The sequence below is a fragment of the Bradyrhizobium sp. UFLA05-89 genome, from assembly GCF_059803475.1.
The window spans coordinates 45431-69008 of sequence record NZ_JBANBA010000041.1 but is presented as its reverse complement, the minus strand read 5'-3'; the positions used below and the strand labels follow the sequence as shown (position 1 = coordinate 69008).

The window sequence follows — 23578 nt, the reverse complement described above, 5'->3', positions numbered from 1 at the left end:
CGTCCGCCTCCTTCGAACAAGGAGATGATCTGAAATGATCTAACAACCACTCATCCTTGACCAAGCCCATACAAGTACTCCGAGACGGCGGTGATCGAACCGACCGGCCGCAGCGTACTGGATACCCCGGTCAAGCCGGGGCATGACAGCTTTCTTTGAAGCGCATGGCACTGCTTCACATGCATCCCACTTGCGCTTGATTGTGATAAGCTTCCACCTAAATCCCGTGTAAGCTTCCGCACCGCACAAACCGGATTCGAAAAGCCCAGATGGCCAACGCCTTTTTCTCCGACCTGCTCGCCACGATCTCCGAGCGCGGCCGTACGCTGCTGCGGCGCGGTGACGCCTCGGACACAAGACAGGACGCCGATGGCTTGATCGAGCTGTGCGAGGCGCTGCTGTCGGGTCGAGGCGAGGCCTCGGGCACCGCGATGGCGCGCGAGGTGCTCGACCACTATCAGGACCTCGATGCGACCGGACGCCGCGCCTTCTTCGCGGCGCTCGTGCGTGATTTCGGGCCGGACCGCGAGAAGCTTGCCCAGACGGTCGAGAAATGGCGCACCCAGCCGAGCGACGAGGACGCCAGTGACCTGCATTTCGCCTCGGAGCCGCGGCGGCAGGAGCTGATCCGTCGCCTCAACCGCGCCCCTGGCGGCACCGGCGATCTCGTCGCCATGCGCGCCGACCTGCTCGGCATGATGAACGGGCACACCGACCTCGCCGCGCTCGACCGCGACGTCGTGCATCTCTTGAGTTCGTGGTTCAACAGGGGGTTTCTCGTGCTGCGCAGGATCGACTGGTCGACACCGGCCAACATCCTCGAAAAGATCATCCGCTACGAGGCCGTGCACGAGATCAGCGACTGGGACGATCTGCGCCGCCGTATCGATCCGGTCGACCGCCGCTGCTACGCCTTCTTCCATCCGGCGCTAGTCGATGAGCCCCTGATCTTCGTCGAGGTGGCGCTGACCGAGACGATCCCCGGCGCAATCGCGCCGCTGCTCGCGGTCGACCGCGAGCCGGTGCCGATCGAGCGCGCACGCACCGCCGTGTTCTACTCGATCTCGAACACACAGCGAGGCTTGGGGGGCATCTCCTTCGGCAGCTTCCTGATCAAGCAGGTGGTCGAGGAGCTGCGCCGCGAGCTGCCCAAGCTCGACACCTTCGTGACGCTGTCGCCGGTGCCGGGCTTCATGCCGTGGCTGAAGCAGGACAAGGACCTGCCGCTGTCGGAGGAAGATCGCGAGGTGCTGAAGCATCTCGACGAGCCGAAATGGTTCGAGGACGCGGAGCTGACCGCGCAGCTGCGCGGCGTGATCGAACCGCTCGCCGCCTATTATTTCCTGAAAGCACGCACGTCGAAGGGCCGGCTGATCGACTCGGTCGCCCGCTTCCATCTCGGCAATGGCGCACGACTGGAGCGCATCAACTGGTTGGGAGACCTCTCGCCCAAGGGCCTGCGCGAATCCGCCGGTGTCATGGTCAACTATCTCTACCGCCTCGAGGACATCGAGAAGAACCACGAAGCCTACGCCAACGACGGCACGGTCGTCGCGTCGAGCGCGGTGAAGAAGCTGCTCAAGGGCGAGCGACGGCTGTTGGATATGCGGTTATCCTGAACGCACGTATGGTGTCATCGCCCGACTTGTTCGGGCGATCCAGTATTCCCGAGGCAGCGACGAATACGGAGAAGCCGCGGCGTACTGGACGCCTTCGCCTTCGCCTTCGCGGGGTATGGCTACTGAAAGCTTGGCGAGTCCGACCGCTACTCCGCCAGCGCCTTCATCTCCTTGTAGAGATCCGACTTCCCTTCAAACCCGATGCCCGGCAAGTCCGGCATGATGATGTGACCGTTCTCGACGCGGACGCCGTCGGGGAAGCCGCCATAGGGCTGGAACAGGTCGGGATAGCTCTCATTGCCGCCGAGGCCGAGGCCGGCGGCGATGTTCAGCGACATCTGGTGGCCACCATGCGGGATACAGCGGCTGGGCGACCAGCCATGGGTCTTCAAAACTTCCAGCGTGCGCTGATATTCGCAGAGGCCGTAGGACAGCGCGCAGTCGAATTGCAGCCAATCACGATCGGGCCGCATCCCGCCATGCCGGATCAGGTTGCGGGCATCCTGGTGGCTGAAGAGATTCTCGCCGGTCGCCATTGGCGCCGGATAGAATTCTGCAAGTGCGGCCTGTAGCGAATAGTCGAGGGGATCGCCGGCCTCCTCGTACCAGAACAACGGATAGTCCCGCAGCATCTTTGCGTAGGCGATCGCGGTCTCCAGATCGAAGCGGCCGTTGGCATCGACCGCAAGCTGCGCGTCCTCGCCGATCTCCTTCAGCACCGCTTCGATGCGCGTACGATCCTCCTCGATTGGCGCGCCGCCGATCTTCATCTTGACGACGTTGTAGCCGCGATCGAGATAGCCGCGCATCTCGCCGCGCAGCATCGAGAGGTCCTTGCCGGGATAGTAGTAGCCGCCGGCGGCGTAGACGAACACGCGTGGATTGGCCTTGACGCCGTGGCGCTCGGCGAGCAGGCGAAACAGCGGCTTGCCGGCGATCTTCGCCACCGCATCCCACACCGCCATGTCGATGGTGCCGACCGCGACCGAACGCTCGCCGTGACCGCCCGGCTTCTCGTTGGTCATCATCGCGGCCCAGACCTTGTCGGGGTCGAGATTTTCGCCGGCCTCGTCGAGCAGCGACTTCGGCTCGGCCTCGAGGATGCGCGCGGCAAAGCGCTCGCGGATCAGGCCACCCTGCCCGTAGCGGCCGTTGGAGTTGAAGCCGTAGCCGACGACGCGCTTGCCGTCACGCATGACGTCGGTGACGACGGCGACCAGGCTCGTCGTCATCTTGGTGAAATCGATATAGGCGTTGCGGATCGGCGAGGAGATCGGCTTGGTGATCTCGCGGACGTCGACGATGCGGACGGACATGGGTTTCCTCTCCTCCTGGCCTGCTCTTTCCTCTCGTCATGGCCGGGCTTGACCCGGCCATCCACGCCCTTGCCACTGAGCAAGTTCGAAGACGTGGATGCCCGGGACAAGCCCGGGCATGACGGCGGAAATGTGCGGCGCGCCCCGAGCGCCGAGCTTATTTCTTATCCCTGTAATACGGCTCGACAGACCCATGCACCTTGATCGTCAGCGGATTACCGTGGCGGTCCTTGGCGTTGCCGGCCGTGACGCGGACCCAGCCCTCGCTGATGCAATACTCCTCGACATTGGTCTTCTCGATGCCCTTGAAGCGGATGCCGACGTCGCGCGCCAGGATGTCGGCGTTGTAGTACGGGCTGTTCGGATCGACTGACAGGCGGTCCGGGAATTCGTCGCTCATGATTGTCTCGCTCACAACATTGTCTCGATTTGTTGGCGCAGCCCCTCGGGCCGCGCGGTTGGCGCATAGCGCGCCACCACCTTGCCTGCACGGTCCACCAGGAATTTCGTGAAATTCCATTTGATGGAGGCACCCAACAGGCCGGATTGCTGACGTTTCAGGTACTCATAGAGGGGATGCGCATTGGCGCCGTTGACGTCGATCTTCTCGAACAACGGGAAGGTGACGTCATACTGCGTGCTGCAGAACTCCTGGATCTCGCTTGCCTTGCCCGGCTCCTGGCCACCGAACTGGTTGCAGGGAAAGCCGAGCACGGAGAAGCCTCGCGGGCTAAGGTCACGGTGCAAGTCCTCCAGCCCACGATATTGCGGCGTGAAGCCGCATTTGCTCGCCGTGTTGACGATGAGCAGCACCTGTCCCTCAAAGCGTCGCATCGGCACGTCCTCGCCGAGAAGCGAGTTGGCCGAAAAATCGTAGATCGCCGACATCGTTGTCCTTTAGCCCACGGGATCAATCGGTGACGGCGGCACGCCGCCGGCCTCGATCGCCTCGCCGGCGAGCAGGCAGAGGTCCTCGCGATAGCGGCCGGATACGACCTGCACGCCGACGGGCGCTCTGCCGACGAGACCGGTGGAGACCACGAGGCCCGGCAGTCCCATGAAGGGAATGGCGATCTGCGGCAACTGCGCGTCCCAGACCCGCTTGAAGGACGCCTCGTCCTTGCGATCGAGATGGTCAGGAAAGGGCAATTCGCCGGAGACCGGCGTCAGCACCACCGCGTATGTCTCGAAGAACAGCATCCATTCGCGGGTTAGCGTTGCCCGGCGCATCAGCGCCTTGGCGTAGGCCGCCTGGTCGAACGGGGTGACCTTGGCACGGTTGCCGCGCAGGCAGGCGAGCGCGCCTGGATCGCCCTCGCGCTCGGCGGCTTCGAGCGCGGCCTCGTAGCCGTCGCCGATCCAGAGTTTGGTCTGCCAATCAGCAGCTTCCCGCATCGGGGGGGTGTTCTCGATCACCTCCACCGTCCAGCCTGCCCGCTCCAGCCGCTTGCCGGCGTCGCTGACCGCGGCCTTCACCTCAGGCGCAGTCGTGAGCCCGTCCGGGTTGAGGCACAGCGCCGCGCGCTTGGGCATCGCCGGTCCTTCGAGCGGCGCCGGCACCCACCAGGGGTCGCGCGCGTCGCGGGCCGCCATCGCGGCGAGCGAAATCCGCAAGTCATTGATGGTGCGCGCCAGCGGCCCGGAGACCGCGCTGATCTGCGGCCCGATCGGGCGCTCCGGCAGCGCGGCGTTGAAGGCGGGAATCCGGCCCATGGTCGGCCGCAGGCCGTGCACGCCGCAGGCGTAGGCAGGATAGCGGATCGAGCCCGCGATATCGGTGCCGTGGGCGATGTGGCCGATGCCTGCTGCTACGGCCGAACCTGCGCCGCCGGACGAGCCGCCCGGGGTCAGCGAGGCGTCACGCGGGTTCTTGGTGTCGCCATGAATCAGATTGGTGGTGAACCAGCGGTAGGAAAAGGCCGGGCAGTTGGTGCGGCCGAGGATGACGGCGCCCGCCTTGCGCAAATTGGCGACAACCGGATTGTCGGCCTTCGCGATCACCTCGCGCTGAATCTTCAGGCCATTGGTGGTGGCAAAGCCCTCCTGGTCGACATTGACCTTCACGGTCACGAGGACGCCGGCCAAAAGGCCGGGATCCTCGCCCCGGGCAATCTTGCCATCCACGGCCGCCGCCTGCTTGAGCACGTCCTCCGGCCGATGGTCGATCACTGCGTTCAGCCTGGGATTGACGGCATCGAGCCGGGCAAGGCCGGCCTTCGCAGCTTCGGTGGCGGAAATCTTCTTCGACCGAATGAGGGTGGCGAGGTCGGCGGCCGACAAGCGCCAGAGATCTTGCATGGCATGCTCCGTGTGACCGGGTCTTTTAGCGCCGGTCAGGCGGCAAAGCCATGCGCAATACGCGGGGGCCGAATCCGGATCGTCAGTGCCGGGTGGCGGACTGGTCCGGCATGTCCAGAAGCGCCTCGGTGAAGGGAAATTCCAGCACGATCTCACCGTCGTCGTCGGTGACCTCGATGACGGCCTCCAGCAGCGCCGGCTGCGTCCCTTCCGACTTCAGAACTTCCAAAATCATCTGGCGCGCCACTTCCCAGGCGCGATCGGGATTGCGCAGGTCCTCGCCGTCAGGGTCCACGATCAATTCGTCGCCGATGCGGGTGTTGAAGAAATATCTGGGCATGCCTTGATCCAATGGGGTCGCCTGTAGAGGATTGAAAGCCGCTTCTTACTCACAACTGCTTTATCCGGACAGGGATGACACCCTATCGTCCGTTCTTTGCATATCGTCGTATTTTGCACGGGGTTGTTTTGCTGTTTTTGCGTCATCTCCGCGGCGTGATCGCGCCTTTTCGTGTTTGCAGCGCAGCATTGCAGCTGTCTACTACCTAGGTCCCGGAAGATTTAACTGGCGAACTTTTCCGCCCGCAGTAGTTTAACCGGGGGCGGACACGTCCGATTTCTCAGAAAAGGAGAGCCACAATGGCCTGGAAAGCACCGAAAATCGTCGAAGTGCCGTGCGGCATGGAAATCAACATGTATGTGAGCGCCACCCGCAAGTAAGGGCGGCAATTTCACGTTGAGCGCAGGTGGATCCGTCGGGTGCGTGACTTTCCCGGACGAAGGGGGTTGTGTCAGCCTGAGATCCACCTCGACACGTGTCTCCAGGAGACGGAATTATGCTTCGCGTCGTCGTCCTGGGCGCCGCGGCTGGCGGCGGGGTCCCGCAGTGGAACTGCGGGTGCACAGGCTGCCGGGCAGCGCGCGCTGAACCCCGACAATTGCAGAGAACCCAGGCTTCGGTCGCCTTCAGCGCCGACGGCGATAACTGGTTCCTGATCAACGCCTCTCCCGACCTCCGACAGCAATTCAACGCCACGCCGCAGCTTCACCCCAAGCCGGGCGCGCTGCGCCACACGCCGGTTGCCGGCGTGATCCTGACCAATGGCGAGGTGGACGCAGTCGCCGGCCTCTTGTCGATGCGCGAGGGCTCGCCGTTCACGATCTACGCCCATGACAAGGTGCTGGCGATCCTGAAGGCCAACAGCATCTTCAACGTGCTGAATGAGAAGAACGTCAGGCGCCAGCCGATCGGGGTCGACGAACCGTTCGAGCCGCGCCTTCCGGACGGCGCACGCTCCGGCATCGAGGTGGTTGCACTCGAGGTAGCAGGCAAATCGGCCTGGTACCTGGAAGGCAAGGCGCATCCCGGCGGGAGCAGTGGTGCGGGCGATACGCTGGGCCTGAAGATCACCGACAAGTCGACCGGCAAGAACTTCTACTTCCTCGCCGCCTGTGCCGAGATCACCGACGCGCTGAGAGCGCAGATCGCCGGCGCATCGCTGGTGTTCTTCGATGGCACGGTGTGGCGCGACGACGAGATGATCCGGGCCGGGCTCGGCCACAAGACCGGCAAGAGCATGGGACATGTCGCCATGTCCGGCGAGGACGGCGCCCTCGCGCGGCTTGCCGGCCTCGATATCGACAGGAAGATATTTCTGCATATCAATAACTCGAATCCGGCGCTGCTGCCCTCCTCGCCCGAGCGCAAGGCGGCCGAGCATGCGGGCTGGCAGATACCCGCCGATGGAACGGAGATCGTGCTGTGAACGCCATGACGCTTCCCGGAATGACCGCACTCTCGATCGGCAAGGACATCAGGCTCAACTCGGCCGAGGAGCTCGAGGCGACGCTGCGCCACATTGGCGCGACGCGCTATCACAGCCTGCATCCGTTCCATAAGCTCCTGCACGGCGGCAAGCTGAACAAGGGCCAGGTGCAGGCCTGGGCACTCAACCGCTACTATTACCAGAGCACGATCCCGCTCAAGGATGCCGTGGTGATCTCGCGCTTTCGCGACCGCGCCACGCGGCTGGAGTGGCGCCACCGCATCGAGGATCATGACGGCGATGTCGGCAGCCAGGGCGGCATCGAGCGCTGGCTAAAGCTGACCGAAGGCCTGGGCCTCGACACGGCCTATGTGGAATCGACCGAAGGCATCCTTCCGGCGACACGCTTTGCGGTCGAGGCCTATGTGCATTTCTGCCGCGAGAAGAGCCCGCTGGAGGCGATCGCCTCCTCGCTCACCGAACTGTTCGCGCCGAACCTGCACGAAGAGCGCATCAGCGGCATGCTGGAGCACTATGACTTCGTCAACCCTGATATCATGAGCTACTTCAAGCGCCGCCTGACGCAGGCGCCGCGCGATGCGAACTTTGCGCTCGACTATGTCAGGAAGCACGCCAGGACGCCGGAGGAACGCGCGGCCGTCTGCAACGCGCTGATCTTCAAGACCAACGTGCTGTGGGTGCAGTTAGACGCGCTCTATCATGCCTATGTCGATGGGCACATTCCGCCGGGCGCCTTCGCGCCCAAGGCGAGCTGAGAGGAAATAAGCAATGGCCGGGCCGCGTCACATCAGCGTCAGCGAAGCGAGCCGGCCCGTGCTGCCGCGGCATGCCAAGCTGAAATACGACGAGACGCGCAAGGTCTGGGTGATCCTGGCGCCGGAACGGGTGCTGGCGCCGGACGAGATCGCGGTCGAGGTTCTGCAGCTCTGCGACGGCATCCGCACCGTCGGCAATGTGGCCGACCAGCTCGCCGCGAAGTATGCTGCGCCGCGCGATGCGATCCTGGCCGACGTGGTCGCCATGTTGCAGGACCTGGCGGACAAAGGCTTTCTCACCGAAGCACGGGAGAAGACGTCATGAGTGACGTACTCGGCGACCCCGGCGTTCCCCACGATGTCAGCGACAGCCTCGCCGTGCTCGAAAAACAGCGCTCGACGGCAGAGACTTTTGGCATTCCGCTGGCGGTGCTGCTGGAAGTCACGCATCGCTGCCCGCTGCAATGCCCCTATTGCTCCAACCCGGTCGAGCTCGATCGCGCCGGCAAGGAGCTGACGACCGAGGAGTGGAAGAAGGTCTTGACCGAGCTCGCCGAGATCGGCGTGCTCCAGGTCCATTTTTCCGGCGGCGAGCCGACTGCGCGGAAAGACCTCGTCGAGCTCATCAAGCATGCGAGCGACGCCAGCCTCTATACCAACCTGATCACCTCCGCCGTGCTGCTGACGCGCGACAGACTGAGCGAGCTCGCGAATGCCGGCCTCTGCCATGTGCAGATCAGTTTTCAGGGCACCGAAGATATCGCTGCCGACCGCGTCGCCGGTTACAAGGGCGCGCATCACAAGAAGCTCGAAGTCGCGAAGTGGACGCGAGAGCTCGATCTGCCGCTCACCGTGAACGCGGTGATGCACCGCCAGAACCTGCACCAGCTCCCCGACATCATCCAGATGGCGGTCGATCTCGATGCCGACCGGCTCGAGGTCGCCAACGTCCAGTACTACGGCTGGGCGCTGAAGAACCGCGCCGCGCTGATGCCGACGGTCGCGCAGCTCGACGAGACCACCCGTATCGTCGAGGAGGCGCGCGAGCGTCTCAAGGGCACGCTCGCGATCGACTACGTCGTGCCGGATTACTACGCGCAACGGCCGAAGAAGTGCATGGGCGGTTGGGGCCGGCAGTTCTTCAACATCTCACCCGCCGGCAAGGTGCTGCCCTGCCATGCGGCCGAGAGCATCACCGGGCTCGACTTCGAATCCGTGCGCTCCAATCATTCGATCGCCTGGATCTGGCAGAACTCGGACGCCTTCAACCGCTATCGTGGCACCGGCTGGATGAAGGAGCCGTGCCGAACTTGCGAATTCCGCGAGATCGATTTCGGCGGCTGCCGCTGCCAGGCCTTTGCACTGACGGGCGATGCGGCCAATACCGATCCGGCCTGCGCGCTGTCGCCGCTGCACGAGACCATCTTCAAGCAGGCCGAACGCGAAGCCGAAGGCGAGACCAACCGCTTCCTCTACCGCAACTTTGCCGGTGGCACTTTGGAGCCTGACCCTGTGGAGTCCGGCAAGCATGGCGCCTGACGCCGACGCGGCCAAATCGGCCAAGCGCGCCGATCCCTTTGCGCCGCTGACTTCGGAAATGCTTGCCGTTTCGGACGGCCACGAGATCTATGTCGAAAGCGTCGGCCGCACTGATGGCATCCCAGCCGTCTATCTGCATGGCGGTCCCGGCAGCGGCTGCCAGCCCGACCATCGCCGGCTTTTTGATCCTGAACGCTTCCATGCTGTGCTGTTCGACCAGCGCGGCGCCGGCCGCAGCCGGCCGAAGGGCTCGCGCGAGCACAACACCACGCAGCACCTCGTCGCCGACATGGAGTTGATCCGCCAAAAGTTCGGTTTCGAACGCTGGATCGTGATCGGCGGCTCCTGGGGGGCGACGCTTGCGCTGGCCTACGCGGAAGCTCATCCCGAGCGCGTTTCGGGTATCGTGCTGCGCGCAACCTTTCTCGGCACGCGAGCGGAGGTCGAGACCGGCTTCACGTCGCGGCTGCCGCAGCTCTATCCCGCGCTCAACGAGGACTTCTTGAGCCTGCTCTCGGCGGAAGAACGAGAGCGGCCTATCGAGGCGTATTGGCGCCGCATTCTCAATCCTGATCCTGATAAGCATGGCCCCGCCGCGCGGGCCTGGCATGATACCGAGCGCACGCTGTCCGAACACAAGCCGGCACGCACGCGGCTTGATCTCGCCACGCTCAACGTGTGGCGCACGCTGCCCGCGACGCCGTTCATGGAAGCACACTACTTCATCAATGACTGCTTCATGGCGCCGGATCAGCTGCTGCGAAATGCCGGCAATCTCGCCGGCATTCACGGCATCATCATCCAGGGCCGCTATGATCTGTTGTGCCCGCCTGAGACATCCTGGGCGCTCGCAAAAGTGTGGCCGGGTTCCGAGATCCGCATCGTGGAAGAGGCTGGGCATTCGCTCTATGATCCCGGCGTGAGGGACGCCGTGATGAAAGCGATCGCGGACCTCGGCTCGAAAGCCGCGCGATAAAGGTCTGTCCCCTCATCCTGAGGAGCGCTTCCCACGGAAGCGCGTCTCGAAGGATGAAGGCCGAGATGCCTCAGCTGGGCCTTCATGGTTCGAGACGCCGCTCGCGGCTCCTCACCATGAGGGTCGAGTGTTCGCAGGGAAGGAATAAGAAGAATGCCGCTCGCCGGGAAGGGCATGCTGCTGACGTCGATGAACATCGACGCGGAGCATGAGGCCGATTTCAACCGCTGGTATGATCGCGAACATCTTGCGGAGCGTGTTGCGATCGACGGCTTTCTGGAGGCGCGGCGCTATGTCGCGCACGCTGCCAGCCCCAAATATCTCTGCCTGTATTCGACTGCGACGCTCGACGTGCTCGACAGTCCCGCTTATCGGGCGCGGCTTGCAAACCCGACCGACTGGTCGCGCCAGACCATGGCACGGTTTGAGAACATGATCCGCGCGGTGGCGTGCATCACCATCAGTCGCGGCACCGGACGCGGTGTCGCGCTCGGCGTGGTACGGCTGCGCCCAACGCCCGACAATGCCGGACGATTACGCGATGCATTGCGGGAAAAGCTGGCGCCGGAAAAATACGACGGCATCATCTCCATGCATCTACTCGAGAGCGATGCAGAGCTTTCCGGCCCGACAGCGGAAATTCCGGTGCGCAGCCCGGGCGCCAACGATTGGTTCGTGCTGATCGACGGCACGCGTGTCAGCGCCGTCTCTGCCGTGATTGCCGAACGCTTCACCGGTCCAGCAGCATCACCGTCGTCGCTTCCCGTTTCCGTCGGCACCTACTGCCTGATGTGGGATCTTGCGAAGAGCGACATCGCACGCGGCTGAAATTATCACACGCATCACGGGATGCTGCACCGCCGCATGGAATGCGCGAGTGTTAATGCTGTGTGTGCGTAGCTCCTATGAAAGCACAGCATTGCCCAAATTTGCCTTTGTGCGCGCTTCGGATTGGTTCTAATAAGGTAAGCCTATGATCCAATTTAAGAACCATATCGACGCGTAAGCGTTCGCCAAGCTCAAGAAGGCCGCCGGGTCTTTGGGCCTGTGCGGACAGGGTAGGAATGAAACCGACCGATATCGCGGCCCCCGACTACTTTCACAAGGTAGTCGATTGCCAGTGGGCCTGTCCTGCGCACACCCCGGTTCCCGAATACATCCGTCTGATCGCACAAGGCCGCTATAGCGACGCCTATATGGTCAATTGGAAATCGAACGTGTTTCCCGGAATTCTGGGACGCACCTGCGATCGTCCATGCGAGCCGGCGTGCCGCCGCGGACGCGTCGAGGAAACTCCGGTGGCGATCTGCCGCCTGAAGCGCGTCGCGGCCGACTTCAAGGATGACATCAAGCAGCGCCTGCCGCGTCCCTCGCCGAAGAACGGCAAGCGCATCGCGCTGGTTGGCGGTGGCCCGGCGTCGCTGACCGTGGCGCGCGATCTCGCACCGCTCGGCTATCACTGCACGGTGTTCGATGCCGATCCCGAAGCCGGCGGCATGATGCGCTCACAGATCCCGAAATTCCGCCTGCCCAATTCCGTGATCGACGAGGAGACCGGCTACATCCTCGATCTCGGCGTCGAATTCAAAGGCGGCCACCGCGTCGAAAGCATGAAGGCCCTGCTCGCGGACAAGTACGACGCGATCTTCGTCGGCTCCGGCGCGCCGCGCGGCCGCGAGCTCGACATTCCCGGCCGCAAGGAGGCAGCCGCGAATATACACATCGGCATCGACTGGCTGTCCTCGGTCTCGTTCGGCCACACCGACAAGATCGGCAAGCGCGTGATCGTGCTCGGCGGCGGCAACACCGCGATGGATTGCTGCCGCACCGCGCGCCGGCTCGGCGGCCAGGACGTCAAGGTCATTGTGCGCTCCGGCTTCGAGGAGATGAAGGCCTCTCCCTGGGAGAAGGAAGACGCCATCCACGAGGACATCCCGATCCTCAATTACATGGTGCCCGTGGAATTCAAGCATGTAGGCGGCAAGCTCATCGGCGTCACCTTCCAGAAGGTCCGGGCCGAATACGACACCAAGGGCCGGCGCAATCTCGTCCCCTCAGGCGAACCGGATCAGACCATTCCCTGCGACGACGTGCTGGTGGCGGTCGGCCAGGAGAACGCGTTCCCCTGGATCGAGCGCGACTGCGGCATCGAGTTCGACAAATGGAACATGCCGAAGGTCGATCCCAAGACCTTCGCCTCGACCAACCCAAAGGTCTTCTTCGGTGGCGACGCCGCCTTCGGGCCGAAGAACATCATCTGGGCGGTTTCGCACGGCCACGACGCCGCGCTGTCGATCCACAGGCTGCTCTCGGGCGAGGATATCAATGAGCGGCCGCTGCCTGCCGTGCATGTCACCTCGCAGAAGATGGGCATCCACGAGTGGAGCTATGACAACGACATCTCGCCGGAGAAGCGCTTCAAGGTGCCGCACCGCGACAAGGTGGTGGCCCTGAAGGACATCCGCGCCGAGGTCGAGCTCGGCTACGACGTCAAGCTCGCGCTCGGCGAGGCGCATCGCTGCCTGAACTGCGACGTGCAGACCGTATTCTCGACCTCTCTGTGCATCGAGTGCGATGCCTGCGTCGACATCTGCCCGATGGATTGCATCACCTTCACGGAGAACGGGGAAGAGGCCGATCTGCGCCAGCGCCTGAAGGCGCCATCGATGCATCCCGACCAGGATCTCTACGTCTCCGGCGATCTCAAGACCGGGCGTGTGATGGTGAAGGACGAGGACGTCTGCCTGCATTGCGGGCTGTGCGCCGAGCGTTGTCCCACCGGAGCCTGGGACATGCAGAAATACCTCATCGATATGACCTACGCAGGATCATCATGTCCGACAAAAAGCCGATCAGCAGCGTAAACGACTTCGTCGTCCGTTTCGCCAACGTCAACGGCTCGGGCTCGGCTTCGGCCAACGAGCTGTTTGCCCGCGCGATCCTGCGCCACGGTGTGCCGGTCTCCCCACGCAACATCTTCCCCTCCAATATCCAGGGCCTGCCGACCTGGTATGAAGTGCGGGTGACCGAAGCCGGCCATCTCGGCGCCCGCGGCGGCGTCGACATGATGGTGGCGATGAACCCGCAGACCTGGGACAAGGACGTCGCCGGCATCGAGCCCGGCGGCTACCTGTTCTACGATTCCACCAAGCCGATGCCGTCGACGAAATTCCGAGGCGACATCACCGTGATTGGCGTTCCCCTGACCGCGATCACCAACTCGACCTATACCGATCCGCGCCAGCGACAACTATTCAAGAACATCATCTATCTCGGCGCACTCGCGGCGCTGCTCGACATGGATCCCAAGGTGATCGAGCAGCTGATCGGCGAGCAGTACAAGGGCAAGGAGAAGCTGCTCTCCTCCAACGTCCATGCGCTGCATCTCGGTCGCGACTGGGCATTGCAGAATCTGAAATGTCCGATCGGGCTGCGGGTGAAGAAGGCCGACAAGGTCGGCGACCGCATCTTCATCGAAGGCAACAGTGCCGCGGCGCTCGGTGCCGTCTATGGCGGCGCGACGGTGTGCGCGTGGTATCCGATCACACCGTCCTCGTCGGTTGCGGAAGCCTTCACCAGCCATTGCAAGAAGTACCGGCACGATCCCGAGACCGGCAAGGCGAAATACGCGATCGTGCAGGGCGAAGACGAGCTCGCCTCCATCGGCATCGTGATCGGCGCCTCCTGGAACGGCGCGCGAGCCTTCACCGCAACGTCGGGCCCCGGCATCTCGCTGATGACGGAGTTCATCGGCCTCTCGTATTTCGCCGAGATTCCGGCCGTGATCATGAACATCCAGCGCGCCGGCCCCTCGACTGGCATGCCGACCCGCACACAGCAATGCGACATCATCGCCTGCGCCTATGCCTCGCATGGCGACACCAAGCACGTGCTGCTGTTCCCGGAAGATCCGGCTGAGGCCTTCGAGTTCGCGGCAGCCGCGTTCGATCTCGCCGAACGGCTTCAGACCACGATCTTCCTGATGCTCGATCTCGATATCGGCATGAACCACCGCCTCTGCCGTCCGCTGAAGTGGGACGACGCGCGGCAGTATGACCGCGGCAAGGTGATGACCGCGGAAATGCTGGAAGAAGGCCGCGACTTTGGCCGCTATCTCGACGTCGACGGTGATGGCATCCCCTATCGCACCTATCCCGGCACGCATCCGACCAAGGGCTCCTACTTCACCCGCGGCACCTCGCGCGACCGCTATGCGCGCTACTCCGAGGAGGGCACGGTCTATGCCGACAACATGCAGCGCCTGGTGCGCAAGTTCGAGACAGCGCAGGATCTCGTGCCGCGGCCGCTCCAGGCCAATGCGGAACGGCCGACCAAATATGGCGTGATCTATTTCGGCTCCACGGCGCCGGCGATGGACGAGGCGATCGGCCTTCTGGAAGTCCGCGGGCATCAGCTCGACCGGTTGCGCATCCGTGCCTTCCCGTTCCATTCGAGCGTCGCGAGCTTCCTCGCCGAGCACGATTTCGTCTACGTCGTCGAGCAGAACCGCGACAGCCAGCTCCGTCAGCTCATCGTCAACGAGAACGGCATCGACCCGGTGCGTCTCGTGCCGATCGTGCATTACGACGGCTCGCCCATCACCGCCCGCTTCATCGCAAAAGCCATTGGCGACCACCAGGATCACCTCAAGGTGACCCCGCTCCGCAAGGCCGTGTCATGACCTACATTGCAAAGCCGAAATTTCATCACCCGGGCCTGAAGAAGAACGAGCTCGGCTACACGCATCGCGACTACGAGGGCAAGATCTCGACGCTGTGCGCCGGCTGCGGTCACGACTCGATCACGGCCTCGATCATCGAGGCCTGTTACGAACTCTCGATCGAGCCGCACCGGGTGGCGAAGATTTCCGGCATCGGCTGCTCATCGAAGACGCCCGACTACTTCCTCGGCAATTCGCACGGCTTCAACTCAGTGCACGGTCGTATGCCTTCCGTGCTGACCGGCGCCAACCTCGCAAATCGTGACCTGATCTATCTCGGCGTCTCCGGCGACGGCGATTCCGCCTCGATCGGTTTCGGCCAGTTCGCACATTCGATCCGGCGCGGCGTCAACATGACCTATATCGTCGAGAACAACGGCGTCTATGGTCTGACCAAGGGCCAGTTCTCGGCCACCGCCGACCGCGGCTCGAAATCCAAGAAGGGCGTCACCAACACCGACAACGCCATCGACCTCGTCGCGATCGCGCTGCAGTTGGGGGCGACCTTCGTCGCGCGCAGCTTCTCCGGCGACAAGACGCAACTTGTACCACTCATCGCCGCCGCGATCCGCCACAAGGGCGCGGCGTTCATCGACGTGATCAGTCCCTGCATCGCCTTCAACAATCACGCCGGCTCGACCAAGAGCTTTGACTATGTCCGCGAGCACAATGACGCGGTGAACCGGCTCGACGTGCTGGTCGGGCGGGATCCGATCAGCGTCGACTACGCCCCTGGCTCCGTGCAGGTCGTCGAGCAGCATGACGGCAGCAAGATCGCGCTGCGCAAAATCGATGCCGACTACGATCCGCACGACCGGCTCGGCGCCCAAAACTTCCTGCAGAAGCACGCCGCCAAGGGACAGATCGTCACAGGCCTGCTGTATGTCGACCCCGACGCGGACGATATGCACGAGCATCTCAACACGGTCGAGACGCCCCTCAACACGCTGGAAGCGGACGCGCTGTGCCCGGGCTCGGCCGTGCTGGACAAGATCAACGCCGGCCTGCGCTAGCCAACAGACCGGACGAAATCCTATCTGACCCGAACGCTGACCTTGCTCGACACAACGGGCGGGTCGAACGGATAGTGCTTCGCATCGCCCAGCACCAGCTGAAGCGTATGGGTGCCCGGCGGAAGCTCGAGAAAGGTCTCGGTCTGCCCCGCTCCAAAATGAAGATGCGTTTTGTCCTGCGGAATCGGCTCCTTGGGGTCGATCGGCTCGTTGACGTCGACCAGCAGATGATGATGGCCGCTGTTCTGGTAGTCGTCGCCGGCGTGCGTCACGCCCATGTTGCGGAGGCCGAACCGGACCCAGAATCCGCCTTTGATCTTCTGACCATCGCGCGGCGTGATGAAATAGAGCTTTGCGTCCTTCGGCGCCGGCTTGCCTTGCGAATAGGCTGCGCTGGAGGACGATGCGAGCAGCACTGAAAGCGCGAGGCAGCAGACGATCTTCATCGCATCTCCTTCCGCGCTTACGGACCAAGCGCTATGCGGAAGCCGTGGGTCGGATAGCGAACATTGGTATCGTAGCTGTCGCGGTTCGCCGGTCGCACATAGCGCGCGTCGTTCTTCCAGGACCCCGAGCGCAGAACATGCGAAGTGCAGTCGCCGCTCCAGGCCGAGCCGTCGGCCGGAGCGCCCTGGTAGTTCTTGTGCCAGCAATCCGCGACCCACTGATCGACGCCGCCTCCCATGTCGTAGAGTCCAAAGGGATTGGGCTTAAAGCTGCCGACCTTGACCGGCTGATCAGCCGATACGTCTCCGCAATCCTTGCAAGCCGCCATGCCCGACTGCGGCTTGTCGCCCCACCAGTACTTGGTCTGGGTACCCCCGCGGGCGGCATATTCCCATTCGGCTTCGCTCGGAAGCCGGTACGGCTTCTTCGTCGCCTGCGCGAGCCAGCCCGCATATTGCTGCGCGTCCGTCCAGCTTACATTCGTGACGGCGGCGTCGTCCTTTCCGGTTGCCGTAAATCCGCAGGCCTTTGCCGCCGCACATTCGTTCCATTCACGGACAGTCACTGGATATTTCCCGATCGCGAACGGTTTGATCGCAACCTGGTGGATCGGTCTTTCCGTCGGATCCTCGTTGCTGCCCATCGCAAAACTGCCGGCGCGGATCGCGATCATTTCCGGCTCCTGGACCTGTGCCGTGGATTGCGCCGGGACCGGTGGAGGCGCAGGCGCCGGCGATGGCATTGCTGTCGGCGACGGAGAGGCAACGGGGGCGGCCTGCGGCGCCGGCGCCATCGAACCGGATTCTGTTGGAACGGATTGCGGCGCCGGGGATGCGGGAGCCGCGGCGGGGGGAGCTGCCGCGTGTTGATCGAGGCGGGGGCGTTGCTGCACGAGCAGGTACCAAAGCACGCCGCTCGCGATCACGAGCAACGTCAGGCCGAGGAGAAACAGCAGGATGTTCTCGCGCCGACCTCGTGTCCTGCCGACGGCGTCAGCGTCCGGCAGCACGCGATAGACGCGCACTGGATCGGTGATATTCTTGACCTTGCGATCCCCGAGCGACTCGTAGCCGCACACCACCTTGTGCTTGATCTGCTCATAGATCGCGCCTGAGATGAAGACCTGACCGGGCTCGGCAATCCCTTCGATCCGCGTCGCAATATTGACGCCGTCGCCGTAGACGTCGTCCGGCTCCACGATGACATCACCGAGATTGACACCAATCCGGTATTCGATCCGGGAATGATTCGGAAGCGTGGCGTTGCGGCCGACGAGATTTTGCTGGATGACGATGCTGCACCGAACGGCCTCGACGGGACTGTCGAAAATCGCGATGAAGCCGTCGCCGGTCGTCTTGATCAGCGTGCCGTGGTGCTCGACTATGCTGGGCTGGATCAGATCGCGCTCGATCCGCTTGACGCGGACATGCGTGCCTTCCTCGTCGGCCTGCATCAAACGGCTGTAGGAGGCGATGTCACCGACGATAATGGCGGCGAGGCGGCGAGGCATCGCGTTACGCGGCGGCTCACCCTGATTCCCCGATTTGAAGTTGCGAATTTCACCCATTACTGGGGCTCCACAAACTTGCAAATGGCGGCTTGCACGTTCAGCTCTCGAAGAGCTCAACGTGCAAGCTGCAGGCTATCACATCGCCCGCGAGGAACAAGCAAAGTGCGACTAGATCAGAGCTTCTCGCGAAGCGTCGGCATGGGTTCCGAGCGAAAATGCTCGCTGGGTGCTTTGAACTTTCCTCATGTCGCGAGCGACTAAAGCTCGCAACGGAACTTCTCGCCAAGCGAGCGTTCACTCACTCGATGGCTTCGTCGGCGCTCGCCAGCAGTGCCGGCGGCACCGCGATCCCCAACAGCTTCGCCGTCCTCAAATTGATGACCAGCTCGAATTTTGTCGGCGCCTGCACCGGAAGATCGGCCGGCTTCGTTCCGCGAAGAATGCTATCTGCATAGGAAGCGACCTGGCGGAACAAGTCCGGGAAATCCAGCCCGTACGACATCAGCGCGCCGCTTGTCGGAAAGCTGCGGAACGGATGGATGCTGGGAATGCGCAGCTCGTTGGTCAAGCCGACGATCAGATCCTGATGCAGGATCGGCAGGGAGTCGGGCAGCGTCATCAGCCCAGCCCTGGGCAAACCTCCTGCACCGCGAACGGCGCGCTCGATCTCGCCGGCATCGCGGACGTAAACCGTCTGCACGTTCACGCCGCTTTCGCGTCCGTCGCTCTCGATCTGGCGCGCGAACGGGGCGCTGGTGTTATTGTCGGGATTGGCGATCAGGACGATGCGCTCGATCGTCGTGTCGACGGCCTTCAGCAGATCGACCCATTTGCCCCCGACCGCGAGTTCGAAATTCGTGAAGCCGGTGAGGCTTCCTCCGGGGTGTGACAGGGACGCCACCACGCCGAGCTCGACCGGATCAGCCACCAACAGGAATACGACGGGTATCGCGCCCGAGTACTTGCGCATTGCCTCGAGCGTAGGACTTCCCTGTGCGATCAGCAGGTCCGGCTTCCGTTGCACCAACGAAGCCGAGGCCTCCGACAGGGAGGATGACATCGGCTTCGCCAGCCGCAGGTCGAACTCCAGATTGTCGCCATCACGCCAGCCGAGCTCGCGCAGCCGGTCCAGGAGCGCAGCGCGGAGCGGCAGCAATTGCTGCTCGCTGAACGAGGAGACCATGCCGACGAGCTTCCTGCGCGGGACCGGCTGGGCGTTCACCGCAAGCCATGGCGCGGCCGCCAGGAGCCCGATAGCCCGGATGAAGGCACGCCGGATCATGAGTGGCCCGGATTGGCTAAAGTCGACTGCATCACGCGCGTGTATCAGCATTCGGCCATCCGGGGGATAACTAAATCCGGGCGCGCCAGACGTGCCGGGTCATCGAGGGCAGGTGAACGCATCCCGCCCGCGTAGCGACTAACCGCCAAATACCCTGCCCGACCACCAGCCGGACACTTCGGTTCGAAGAGAGCTCTGGACCACACATGAAACACCCCCTTCTCGTCGCCCTCACCCTCGCCGCTCTCGGCGGCACCGGCCACGCCCAGGAGGCCAGCAAGGTCCAGTCCGATGCTTTTGACGCGCGAATGTTTGCAGGCGCGCCCGGCCACAAGGCCTATGCCTGCTTCGTCCGCCGCTACGATGCCGACCATCTGGACCGGCATCCGAAGCAGAAGGTTGCGTCCATGAAGCTGCTGGTCTCGGCCGAATACGAGAAAGAAGACAAGGAGCTGCACTACGCCTTCCGCCTCGGCTTCCGATATCGGCACCGCTCGGGCGACTTCGACACCTCCGGCTCCTGCGGTCACGCGCTGTTTCAGGACAATGGCGACGAGGTCCGCTTCGGCTGCGGCGTCGATTGCGACGGCGGCGGCATCGGGATCGCGCTGGCGAAGGATGATAAATCGGCGATCGTGCGGCTCGAGCGCATCAAGGTCTGGCAGAACAACAAACTTGACGACGACGCCAAGGAATCGCTGGTCGCCGGCGCCGACGACAAGATTTTCCGACTCGACCGCACCGACACCAGCGAGTGCGCCTCGCTCGTGACCGACCGCAAGGAACTCGCCGCGCTTCGCCACAAGTGATAGGTTCGACCCGAACTTCTGAGCACGCGATGAATCGACGTAATATCTTGTGGAGCGCAGTGTCAACGTTGGGCGCGGCCTTCGCCGCGTCGCGCGCGAAGGCCGCGACCGAACCGACGCCAGCAGACAGGCTGAAGGTGGTCTATCATCTGAGCGATGCCGAGAAGGTCAACTTCGTGCTCGGCAACATCCAGAACCATATCGACGGCGTCGGCGGCCCGGAGCACGTGACGATCGCGCTCGTCATCCACGGGCCGGCGCTCAAGGCGTTTCACTCGGCGCAAGCCAATCCCGACGTCAGCAAGCGCGTCGGCGATTTCTCCCGGGACGGCGTGGAGCTCGCCGCCTGCGGCAACACCATGAAGGCGCAGAACATCACGCTGAAGGATCTCTTGCCCGGCTTCGTCAGCGCGGAAAAAGGCGGCGTAGTTCGCCTCGCGGAGCTGCAATCGCGGGGGTATTTGTATTTGCGGCCGTGATGTCGACGGAGGTTGGTGTCGCCGCCCCAAGCTCAGCTGTCATCGCCCGGCTTGACGGGGCGATCCAGCATTCCAGAGACGGCGTCTCTCAATCGAGAAGCCGCGGCGTACTGGATTTCCCGGTCAAGCCGGGGCATGACGGCGAAAATGGGGATGCGGCTTGCCGGACTCCATCGCGGGGCACGCTTCACGCGTGAGCGTTACGCCGCTGCGGGGATCGGCCGCGGGCTCACGACGTACTCCCGCAAAACCTTGTCGTTGGCATCCACCTCTATCAACGACACGTCGTAGGTCCAGAGATCGGCCAGATGCTGGAGCACGCGCTTGGCGTCGGTCTCGCTGAGCTGCGAACCCTTGATGACGTGGTGATGCAGGATCAGCCGACGATCGCCGGCGAGATCGACGTCGACCACCTCGATATTGGCATCGATGAAGCCGACATCGTGCTGCCGCGCCAGCTCGCGGCGGACGCGACGGAAGCCGCGCTCGTCATGGATGGCGTCGACCCGAATGCCGGCGCGCTCCTCGGGGTCGTCGTGGAGATGGAACATGCGCAGGTGCCGCATCAGCCTGGGGCTGAGGAACTGCCCGATGAAGCTCTCGTCGCGGTAATTCGCCCAGACGTCGCGCAGCACGCCGATGGCGTCGCCCTTGCCGGCAATGTCCGGGAACCACTCTCGGTCCTCAGCTTCCGGATTGGTCGCAATCCGCTCGATATCCTGCATCATCGCAAAACCGAGCGCATAGGGATTGAAGCCGGAGAAGCGCGGATCGTCGAACTCGGGCTGGAACACCACGTTGGTGTGTGACTGGAGGAATTCGAGGAAGTTGCCGTCGGTGATGCGGCCCTGCTTATGCAGGGTCGACATGATGCGATAGTGGACGTAGGTCGCTGTCCCCTCGTTCATCACCTTGGTCTGGCTCTGCGGGTAGAAATACTGCGCGATGTGGCGGACGATGCGCAGCAATTCACGCTGCCAGGGCGCCAGCCGCGGCGCGCTCTTTTCCAGGAAGTAGAGCAGATTCTCCTGCGGTAAACCGAGCAGCTTGCGGCGACGCTCGATGCTCAGCACCGACCGGCTCTTGGCCGCCCCCTTGGGCACGGTGCGCCAGAGGTCGTTGAAGACCTCCTCCTCGTGCTGACGGCGGCGGCCGGCGCGCTTTTCCTCAGCCCGCAGATCGATATTCTTTTTGCCGGGATACCGGTCGATGCCGTGCGACATCAGCGCATGCGCCGCGTCGAGCGTGCGCTCGACCTCGACGCGGCCATAACGCGCCTCGCATTGCGAGACGTAGGTCTTGGCGAAGTCGAGATAGTCCAGGATGCCGTCGGCATCGGTCCACTGCTTGAACAGATAGTTGTTCTTGAAGAAGTGGTTGTGGCCGAACGCAGCATGCGCAATCACCAGCGTCTGCATCGTCGCCGTGTTCTCCTCCATCAAATAGGAGATGCATGGCGAAGAGTTGATGACGATCTCGTAGGCGAGGCCCATCAGGCCCTTGCGGTAGGAGGCCTCGTGGAAGGCGAAGTGCTTGCCGAACGACCAGTGCTTGTAGAACAGCGGCATGCCGACGGAGGAATACGCGTCCAGCATCTGTTCGGCGGTGATCACCTCGATCTGGTTCGGATAGACGTCAAGGCCGAGCTCCTTCTTCGCCACATCCTCGCAGGCATCGTGGATACGCTGCAAGGTGTGGAAGTCCCAATCCGCGCCCTCGAACAATCGCCCGGTCTTGTCCGTCATGGAGCGGCCTTCTCCTGATTTTCGCGGCGTTGGAACAGGTCGTGGAACACCGGGAAGATCTCGCTGCGCTCACTGACCTTGCGCATCGACAGCGGCGCGCCGCTGTTGCGCAGGCGGTCATAAAGCGTCCAGAGCGAGGAGTCGGAGAGATCGAACGCGCTGCCACCGGACTCCCCGACCTCGAGATAGGCGAAGAACTGGCAGACCGGCAGGATCTTCTCGGTCAGGAGCATGCCGGCGAGCTCGCCGTCGGAATAGGAGTTGTCACCGTCGGAGGCCTGGGCTGCGTAGATGTTCCAGTCCGACGGATTGAAGCGCTCGCGCACGATCTCATGCATCGCCTGGAGCGCGCTCGACACCAGCGTGCCGCCCGAGGCCGGACCATAGAAGAAGGTCTGCTCGTCCACCTCCTCCGCGCGGTCAGTGTGGCGGATGAAGACGATCTCGACGTGCTTGTAGCGGCGCTTCAGGAAGACGTAGAGCAGCATGTAGAAACGCTTGGCGAGATCCTTCATGTGCTCGGACATCGAGCCGGAGACGTCCATCAGGCAGAACATCACCGCCTGCGCCACAGGCTTCGGCACCGTCTCGAAGCGGCGGTAGCGGATGTCGAGCGGATCGATGAAGGGGATGCGCTTGGATTTCGCCTTCAGCCTCTCGAGCTCAGTGAGGAGCGCCGCGCGCTCGTCCTCGTCGGCGCATTCGGCGATCCTTGCTTCCAGCTCATCGATCTCGCTCTTGCGCGGACGGCGCAACGCGATACGGCGGGCGAGCGCGAGCTGGACGGTCCGGTTGACGGAGATGTTCGCAGGTGAGCCAGACGTGGTGTAGCCGGCGCGCTGGATGCCCTCACTCTCGGTCTGGGTGATCTTGCGCTTGGCGAGGTCGGGAAGCTCGAGATCGTCGAGGAAGAGATCGACGAACTCGTCGCGGCTCAAGACGAAGCGAAAGGCATCCTCGCTGTCACCTTGACCGGGACCGGAGTCCTTGGCGCCGCCCTGCCCCGAACGCTGCAGATAGTCGCCCTCGATGAACTTCTTGTTCCCCGGCAACACCATGTCGCGCGTGCCACCCTCGCGGCGGAAGCGCGGCTCGTGCATCCCGTCGAGGGGGATCGTGACCTCCCCCCCTTCCAGGACGTCCTTGATATCGCGTTCCTGCGAGGTCTTCTTGACGGCGCCCTGCACCAGGGATTTGGCCCGACGCAAGAACCGCTGGCGGTTCTCAAGACTCTTGCCGCCCGGGTTCAGGCGCCTGTCAATAATGTGGGCCACTGTCTCATC

The 23578-nt window shown here is 63.3% G+C and carries 23 protein-coding genes; 13 read left to right on the top strand and 10 right to left on the bottom strand.

Going from position 1 to position 23578, the window contains the following annotated elements:
- Nucleotides 1-269 precede the first annotated feature (269 nt).
- On the top strand, nt 270-1619 hold the full coding sequence (locus SO139_RS21955; protein WP_449381050.1) for a malonyl-CoA decarboxylase: 1350 nt from the start codon (nt 270-272) through the stop codon (nt 1617-1619).
- Between the two features lie 146 nt (nt 1620-1765).
- Here the strand turns inward: SO139_RS21955 and tarD are convergent, their stop codons facing one another.
- The 5 genes from tarD to SO139_RS21930 form a co-directional block, all read right to left on the bottom strand.
- Nucleotides 1766-2935 (bottom strand): D(-)-tartrate dehydratase, encoded by a 1170-nt coding sequence (gene tarD, locus SO139_RS21950; RefSeq protein ID WP_449381051.1) that lies wholly within the window; start codon nt 2933-2935, stop codon nt 1766-1768.
- A 157-nt stretch (nt 2936-3092) separates the two neighbouring features.
- Nucleotides 3093-3335 (bottom strand): DUF3297 family protein, encoded by a 243-nt coding sequence (locus SO139_RS21945; protein ID WP_449381052.1) that lies wholly within the window; start codon nt 3333-3335, stop codon nt 3093-3095.
- Between the two features lie 11 nt (nt 3336-3346).
- On the bottom strand, nt 3347-3823 hold the full coding sequence (locus tag SO139_RS21940; RefSeq protein WP_449381053.1) for a glutathione peroxidase: 477 nt from the start codon (nt 3821-3823) through the stop codon (nt 3347-3349).
- Between the two features lie 9 nt (nt 3824-3832).
- A complete protein-coding gene (locus SO139_RS21935; RefSeq protein ID WP_449381054.1) occupies nt 3833-5233 on the bottom strand; it encodes an amidase family protein in 1401 nt (466 codons plus the stop codon).
- A gap of 82 nt (nt 5234-5315) precedes the next feature.
- Nucleotides 5316-5573, bottom strand: a complete 258-nt coding sequence (locus SO139_RS21930; protein ID WP_449381055.1) for a DUF6894 family protein — start codon at nt 5571-5573, stop codon at nt 5316-5318.
- 299 nt (nt 5574-5872) lie between these two features.
- Between SO139_RS21930 and pqqA the strand changes: the two genes are divergently transcribed.
- The 10 genes from pqqA (at nt 5873) to SO139_RS21880 (ending at nt 16023) form a co-directional block, all read left to right on the top strand.
- Entirely contained in the window at nt 5873-5953 is an 81-nt protein-coding gene (pqqA, locus tag SO139_RS21925; RefSeq protein WP_007595659.1) for a pyrroloquinoline quinone precursor peptide PqqA, read from the top strand.
- A 116-nt stretch (nt 5954-6069) separates the two neighbouring features.
- Nucleotides 6070-6999, top strand: coding sequence for a pyrroloquinoline quinone biosynthesis protein PqqB (pqqB, locus tag SO139_RS21920; RefSeq protein ID WP_449381056.1), 930 nt, complete (start codon nt 6070-6072; stop codon nt 6997-6999).
- Nucleotides 7000-7019: 20 nt separating this feature from the next.
- The gene (pqqC, locus tag SO139_RS21915) at nt 7020-7775 is read left to right on the top strand and encodes a pyrroloquinoline-quinone synthase PqqC (protein WP_449381110.1); all 756 of its coding nucleotides are present in this window, start codon (nt 7020-7022) and stop codon (nt 7773-7775) included.
- A 13-nt stretch (nt 7776-7788) separates the two neighbouring features.
- Nucleotides 7789-8100: a pyrroloquinoline quinone biosynthesis peptide chaperone PqqD gene (gene pqqD, locus SO139_RS21910; RefSeq protein WP_449381057.1), complete on the top strand. Its 312-nt coding sequence runs from the start codon at nt 7789-7791 to the stop codon at nt 8098-8100.
- On the top strand, nt 8097-9314 hold the full coding sequence (pqqE, locus tag SO139_RS21905; protein ID WP_449381058.1) for a pyrroloquinoline quinone biosynthesis protein PqqE: 1218 nt from the start codon (nt 8097-8099) through the stop codon (nt 9312-9314). The genes pqqD and pqqE overlap by 4 nt, the downstream gene beginning before the upstream one ends.
- Nucleotides 9304-10290: a prolyl aminopeptidase gene (pip, locus tag SO139_RS21900; RefSeq protein ID WP_449381059.1), complete on the top strand. Its 987-nt coding sequence runs from the start codon at nt 9304-9306 to the stop codon at nt 10288-10290. Before pqqE ends, pip begins: the two co-directional genes overlap by 11 nt.
- 153 nt (nt 10291-10443) lie before the next feature.
- Nucleotides 10444-11118 (top strand): hypothetical protein, encoded by a 675-nt coding sequence (locus SO139_RS21895; RefSeq protein ID WP_449381060.1) that lies wholly within the window; start codon nt 10444-10446, stop codon nt 11116-11118.
- Nucleotides 11119-11354: 236 nt separating this feature from the next.
- Nucleotides 11355-13154: an FAD-dependent oxidoreductase gene (locus SO139_RS21890; RefSeq protein WP_449381061.1), complete on the top strand. Its 1800-nt coding sequence runs from the start codon at nt 11355-11357 to the stop codon at nt 13152-13154.
- Nucleotides 13124-14971, top strand: a complete 1848-nt coding sequence (locus tag SO139_RS21885; RefSeq protein WP_449381062.1) for a 2-oxoacid:acceptor oxidoreductase subunit alpha — start codon at nt 13124-13126, stop codon at nt 14969-14971. The genes SO139_RS21890 and SO139_RS21885 overlap by 31 nt, the downstream gene beginning before the upstream one ends.
- Nucleotides 14968-16023 (top strand): 2-oxoacid:ferredoxin oxidoreductase subunit beta, encoded by a 1056-nt coding sequence (locus tag SO139_RS21880; protein ID WP_449381063.1) that lies wholly within the window; start codon nt 14968-14970, stop codon nt 16021-16023. The genes SO139_RS21885 and SO139_RS21880 overlap by 4 nt, the downstream gene beginning before the upstream one ends.
- Before the next feature lie 20 nt (nt 16024-16043).
- Here the strand turns inward: SO139_RS21880 and SO139_RS21875 are convergent, their stop codons facing one another.
- From SO139_RS21875 to SO139_RS21865, 3 genes are all read right to left on the bottom strand, one after another.
- Nucleotides 16044-16469: a DUF4399 domain-containing protein gene (locus SO139_RS21875; RefSeq protein WP_449381064.1), complete on the bottom strand. Its 426-nt coding sequence runs from the start codon at nt 16467-16469 to the stop codon at nt 16044-16046.
- 17 nt (nt 16470-16486) lie between these two features.
- Nucleotides 16487-18037, bottom strand: coding sequence for an SUMF1/EgtB/PvdO family nonheme iron enzyme (locus tag SO139_RS21870; protein ID WP_449381065.1), 1551 nt, complete (start codon nt 18035-18037; stop codon nt 16487-16489).
- Between the two features lie 241 nt (nt 18038-18278).
- Nucleotides 18279-19262, bottom strand: coding sequence for an ABC transporter substrate-binding protein (locus SO139_RS21865; RefSeq protein ID WP_449381066.1), 984 nt, complete (start codon nt 19260-19262; stop codon nt 18279-18281).
- Between the two features lie 206 nt (nt 19263-19468).
- Here SO139_RS21865 and SO139_RS21860 point away from each other — a divergent pair, with 206 nt between their 5' ends.
- Nucleotides 19469-20071, top strand: a complete 603-nt coding sequence (locus tag SO139_RS21860; RefSeq protein ID WP_449381067.1) for a hypothetical protein — start codon at nt 19469-19471, stop codon at nt 20069-20071.
- A gap of 29 nt (nt 20072-20100) precedes the next feature.
- On the top strand, nt 20101-20550 hold the full coding sequence (locus SO139_RS21855; RefSeq protein ID WP_449381068.1) for a DsrE family protein: 450 nt from the start codon (nt 20101-20103) through the stop codon (nt 20548-20550).
- Between the two features lie 200 nt (nt 20551-20750).
- On the opposite strand, the gene SO139_RS21850 is transcribed toward SO139_RS21855, so the two are convergent.
- Nucleotides 20751-22295 carry a SpoVR family protein gene (locus SO139_RS21850; RefSeq protein WP_449381069.1) on the bottom strand — a complete coding sequence of 515 codons (1545 nt, stop codon included), beginning with the start codon at nt 22293-22295 and terminating at the stop codon, nt 20751-20753.
- Nucleotides 22292-23569, bottom strand: coding sequence for a YeaH/YhbH family protein (locus tag SO139_RS21845; protein WP_474799635.1), 1278 nt, complete (start codon nt 23567-23569; stop codon nt 22292-22294). Before SO139_RS21845 ends, SO139_RS21850 begins: the two co-directional genes overlap by 4 nt.
- Nucleotides 23570-23578: the final 9 nt, after the last annotated feature.

What these genes read in the sequence shown, in the direction of transcription:
- SO139_RS21955 (WP_449381050.1), top strand. Translation starts at nt 270, where the DNA reads ATGGCCAACGCCTTTTTCTCCGACCTGCTCGCCACGATCTCCGAGCGC.
- tarD (WP_449381051.1), bottom strand. Translation starts at nt 2,935, where the DNA reads ATGTCCGTCCGCATCGTCGACGTCCGCGAGATCACCAAGCCGATCTCC.
- SO139_RS21945 (WP_449381052.1), bottom strand. Translation starts at nt 3,335, where the DNA reads ATGAGCGACGAATTCCCGGACCGCCTGTCAGTCGATCCGAACAGCCCG.
- SO139_RS21940 (WP_449381053.1), bottom strand. Translation starts at nt 3,823, where the DNA reads ATGTCGGCGATCTACGATTTTTCGGCCAACTCGCTTCTCGGCGAGGAC.
- SO139_RS21935 (WP_449381054.1), bottom strand. Translation starts at nt 5,233, where the DNA reads ATGCAAGATCTCTGGCGCTTGTCGGCCGCCGACCTCGCCACCCTCATT.
- SO139_RS21930 (WP_449381055.1), bottom strand. Translation starts at nt 5,573, where the DNA reads ATGCCCAGATATTTCTTCAACACCCGCATCGGCGACGAATTGATCGTG.
- pqqA (WP_007595659.1), top strand. Translation starts at nt 5,873, where the DNA reads ATGGCCTGGAAAGCACCGAAAATCGTCGAAGTGCCGTGCGGCATGGAA.
- pqqB (WP_449381056.1), top strand. Translation starts at nt 6,070, where the DNA reads ATGCTTCGCGTCGTCGTCCTGGGCGCCGCGGCTGGCGGCGGGGTCCCG.
- pqqC (WP_449381110.1), top strand. Translation starts at nt 7,020, where the DNA reads ATGACCGCACTCTCGATCGGCAAGGACATCAGGCTCAACTCGGCCGAG.
- pqqD (WP_449381057.1), top strand. Translation starts at nt 7,789, where the DNA reads ATGGCCGGGCCGCGTCACATCAGCGTCAGCGAAGCGAGCCGGCCCGTG.
- pqqE (WP_449381058.1), top strand. Translation starts at nt 8,097, where the DNA reads ATGAGTGACGTACTCGGCGACCCCGGCGTTCCCCACGATGTCAGCGAC.
- pip (WP_449381059.1), top strand. Translation starts at nt 9,304, where the DNA reads ATGGCGCCTGACGCCGACGCGGCCAAATCGGCCAAGCGCGCCGATCCC.
- SO139_RS21895 (WP_449381060.1), top strand. Translation starts at nt 10,444, where the DNA reads ATGCCGCTCGCCGGGAAGGGCATGCTGCTGACGTCGATGAACATCGAC.
- SO139_RS21890 (WP_449381061.1), top strand. Translation starts at nt 11,355, where the DNA reads ATGAAACCGACCGATATCGCGGCCCCCGACTACTTTCACAAGGTAGTC.
- SO139_RS21885 (WP_449381062.1), top strand. Translation starts at nt 13,124, where the DNA reads ATGTCCGACAAAAAGCCGATCAGCAGCGTAAACGACTTCGTCGTCCGT.
- SO139_RS21880 (WP_449381063.1), top strand. Translation starts at nt 14,968, where the DNA reads ATGACCTACATTGCAAAGCCGAAATTTCATCACCCGGGCCTGAAGAAG.
- SO139_RS21875 (WP_449381064.1), bottom strand. Translation starts at nt 16,469, where the DNA reads ATGAAGATCGTCTGCTGCCTCGCGCTTTCAGTGCTGCTCGCATCGTCC.
- SO139_RS21870 (WP_449381065.1), bottom strand. Translation starts at nt 18,037, where the DNA reads ATGGGTGAAATTCGCAACTTCAAATCGGGGAATCAGGGTGAGCCGCCG.
- SO139_RS21865 (WP_449381066.1), bottom strand. Translation starts at nt 19,262, where the DNA reads ATGATCCGGCGTGCCTTCATCCGGGCTATCGGGCTCCTGGCGGCCGCG.
- SO139_RS21860 (WP_449381067.1), top strand. Translation starts at nt 19,469, where the DNA reads ATGAAACACCCCCTTCTCGTCGCCCTCACCCTCGCCGCTCTCGGCGGC.
- SO139_RS21855 (WP_449381068.1), top strand. Translation starts at nt 20,101, where the DNA reads ATGAATCGACGTAATATCTTGTGGAGCGCAGTGTCAACGTTGGGCGCG.
- SO139_RS21850 (WP_449381069.1), bottom strand. Translation starts at nt 22,295, where the DNA reads ATGACGGACAAGACCGGGCGATTGTTCGAGGGCGCGGATTGGGACTTC.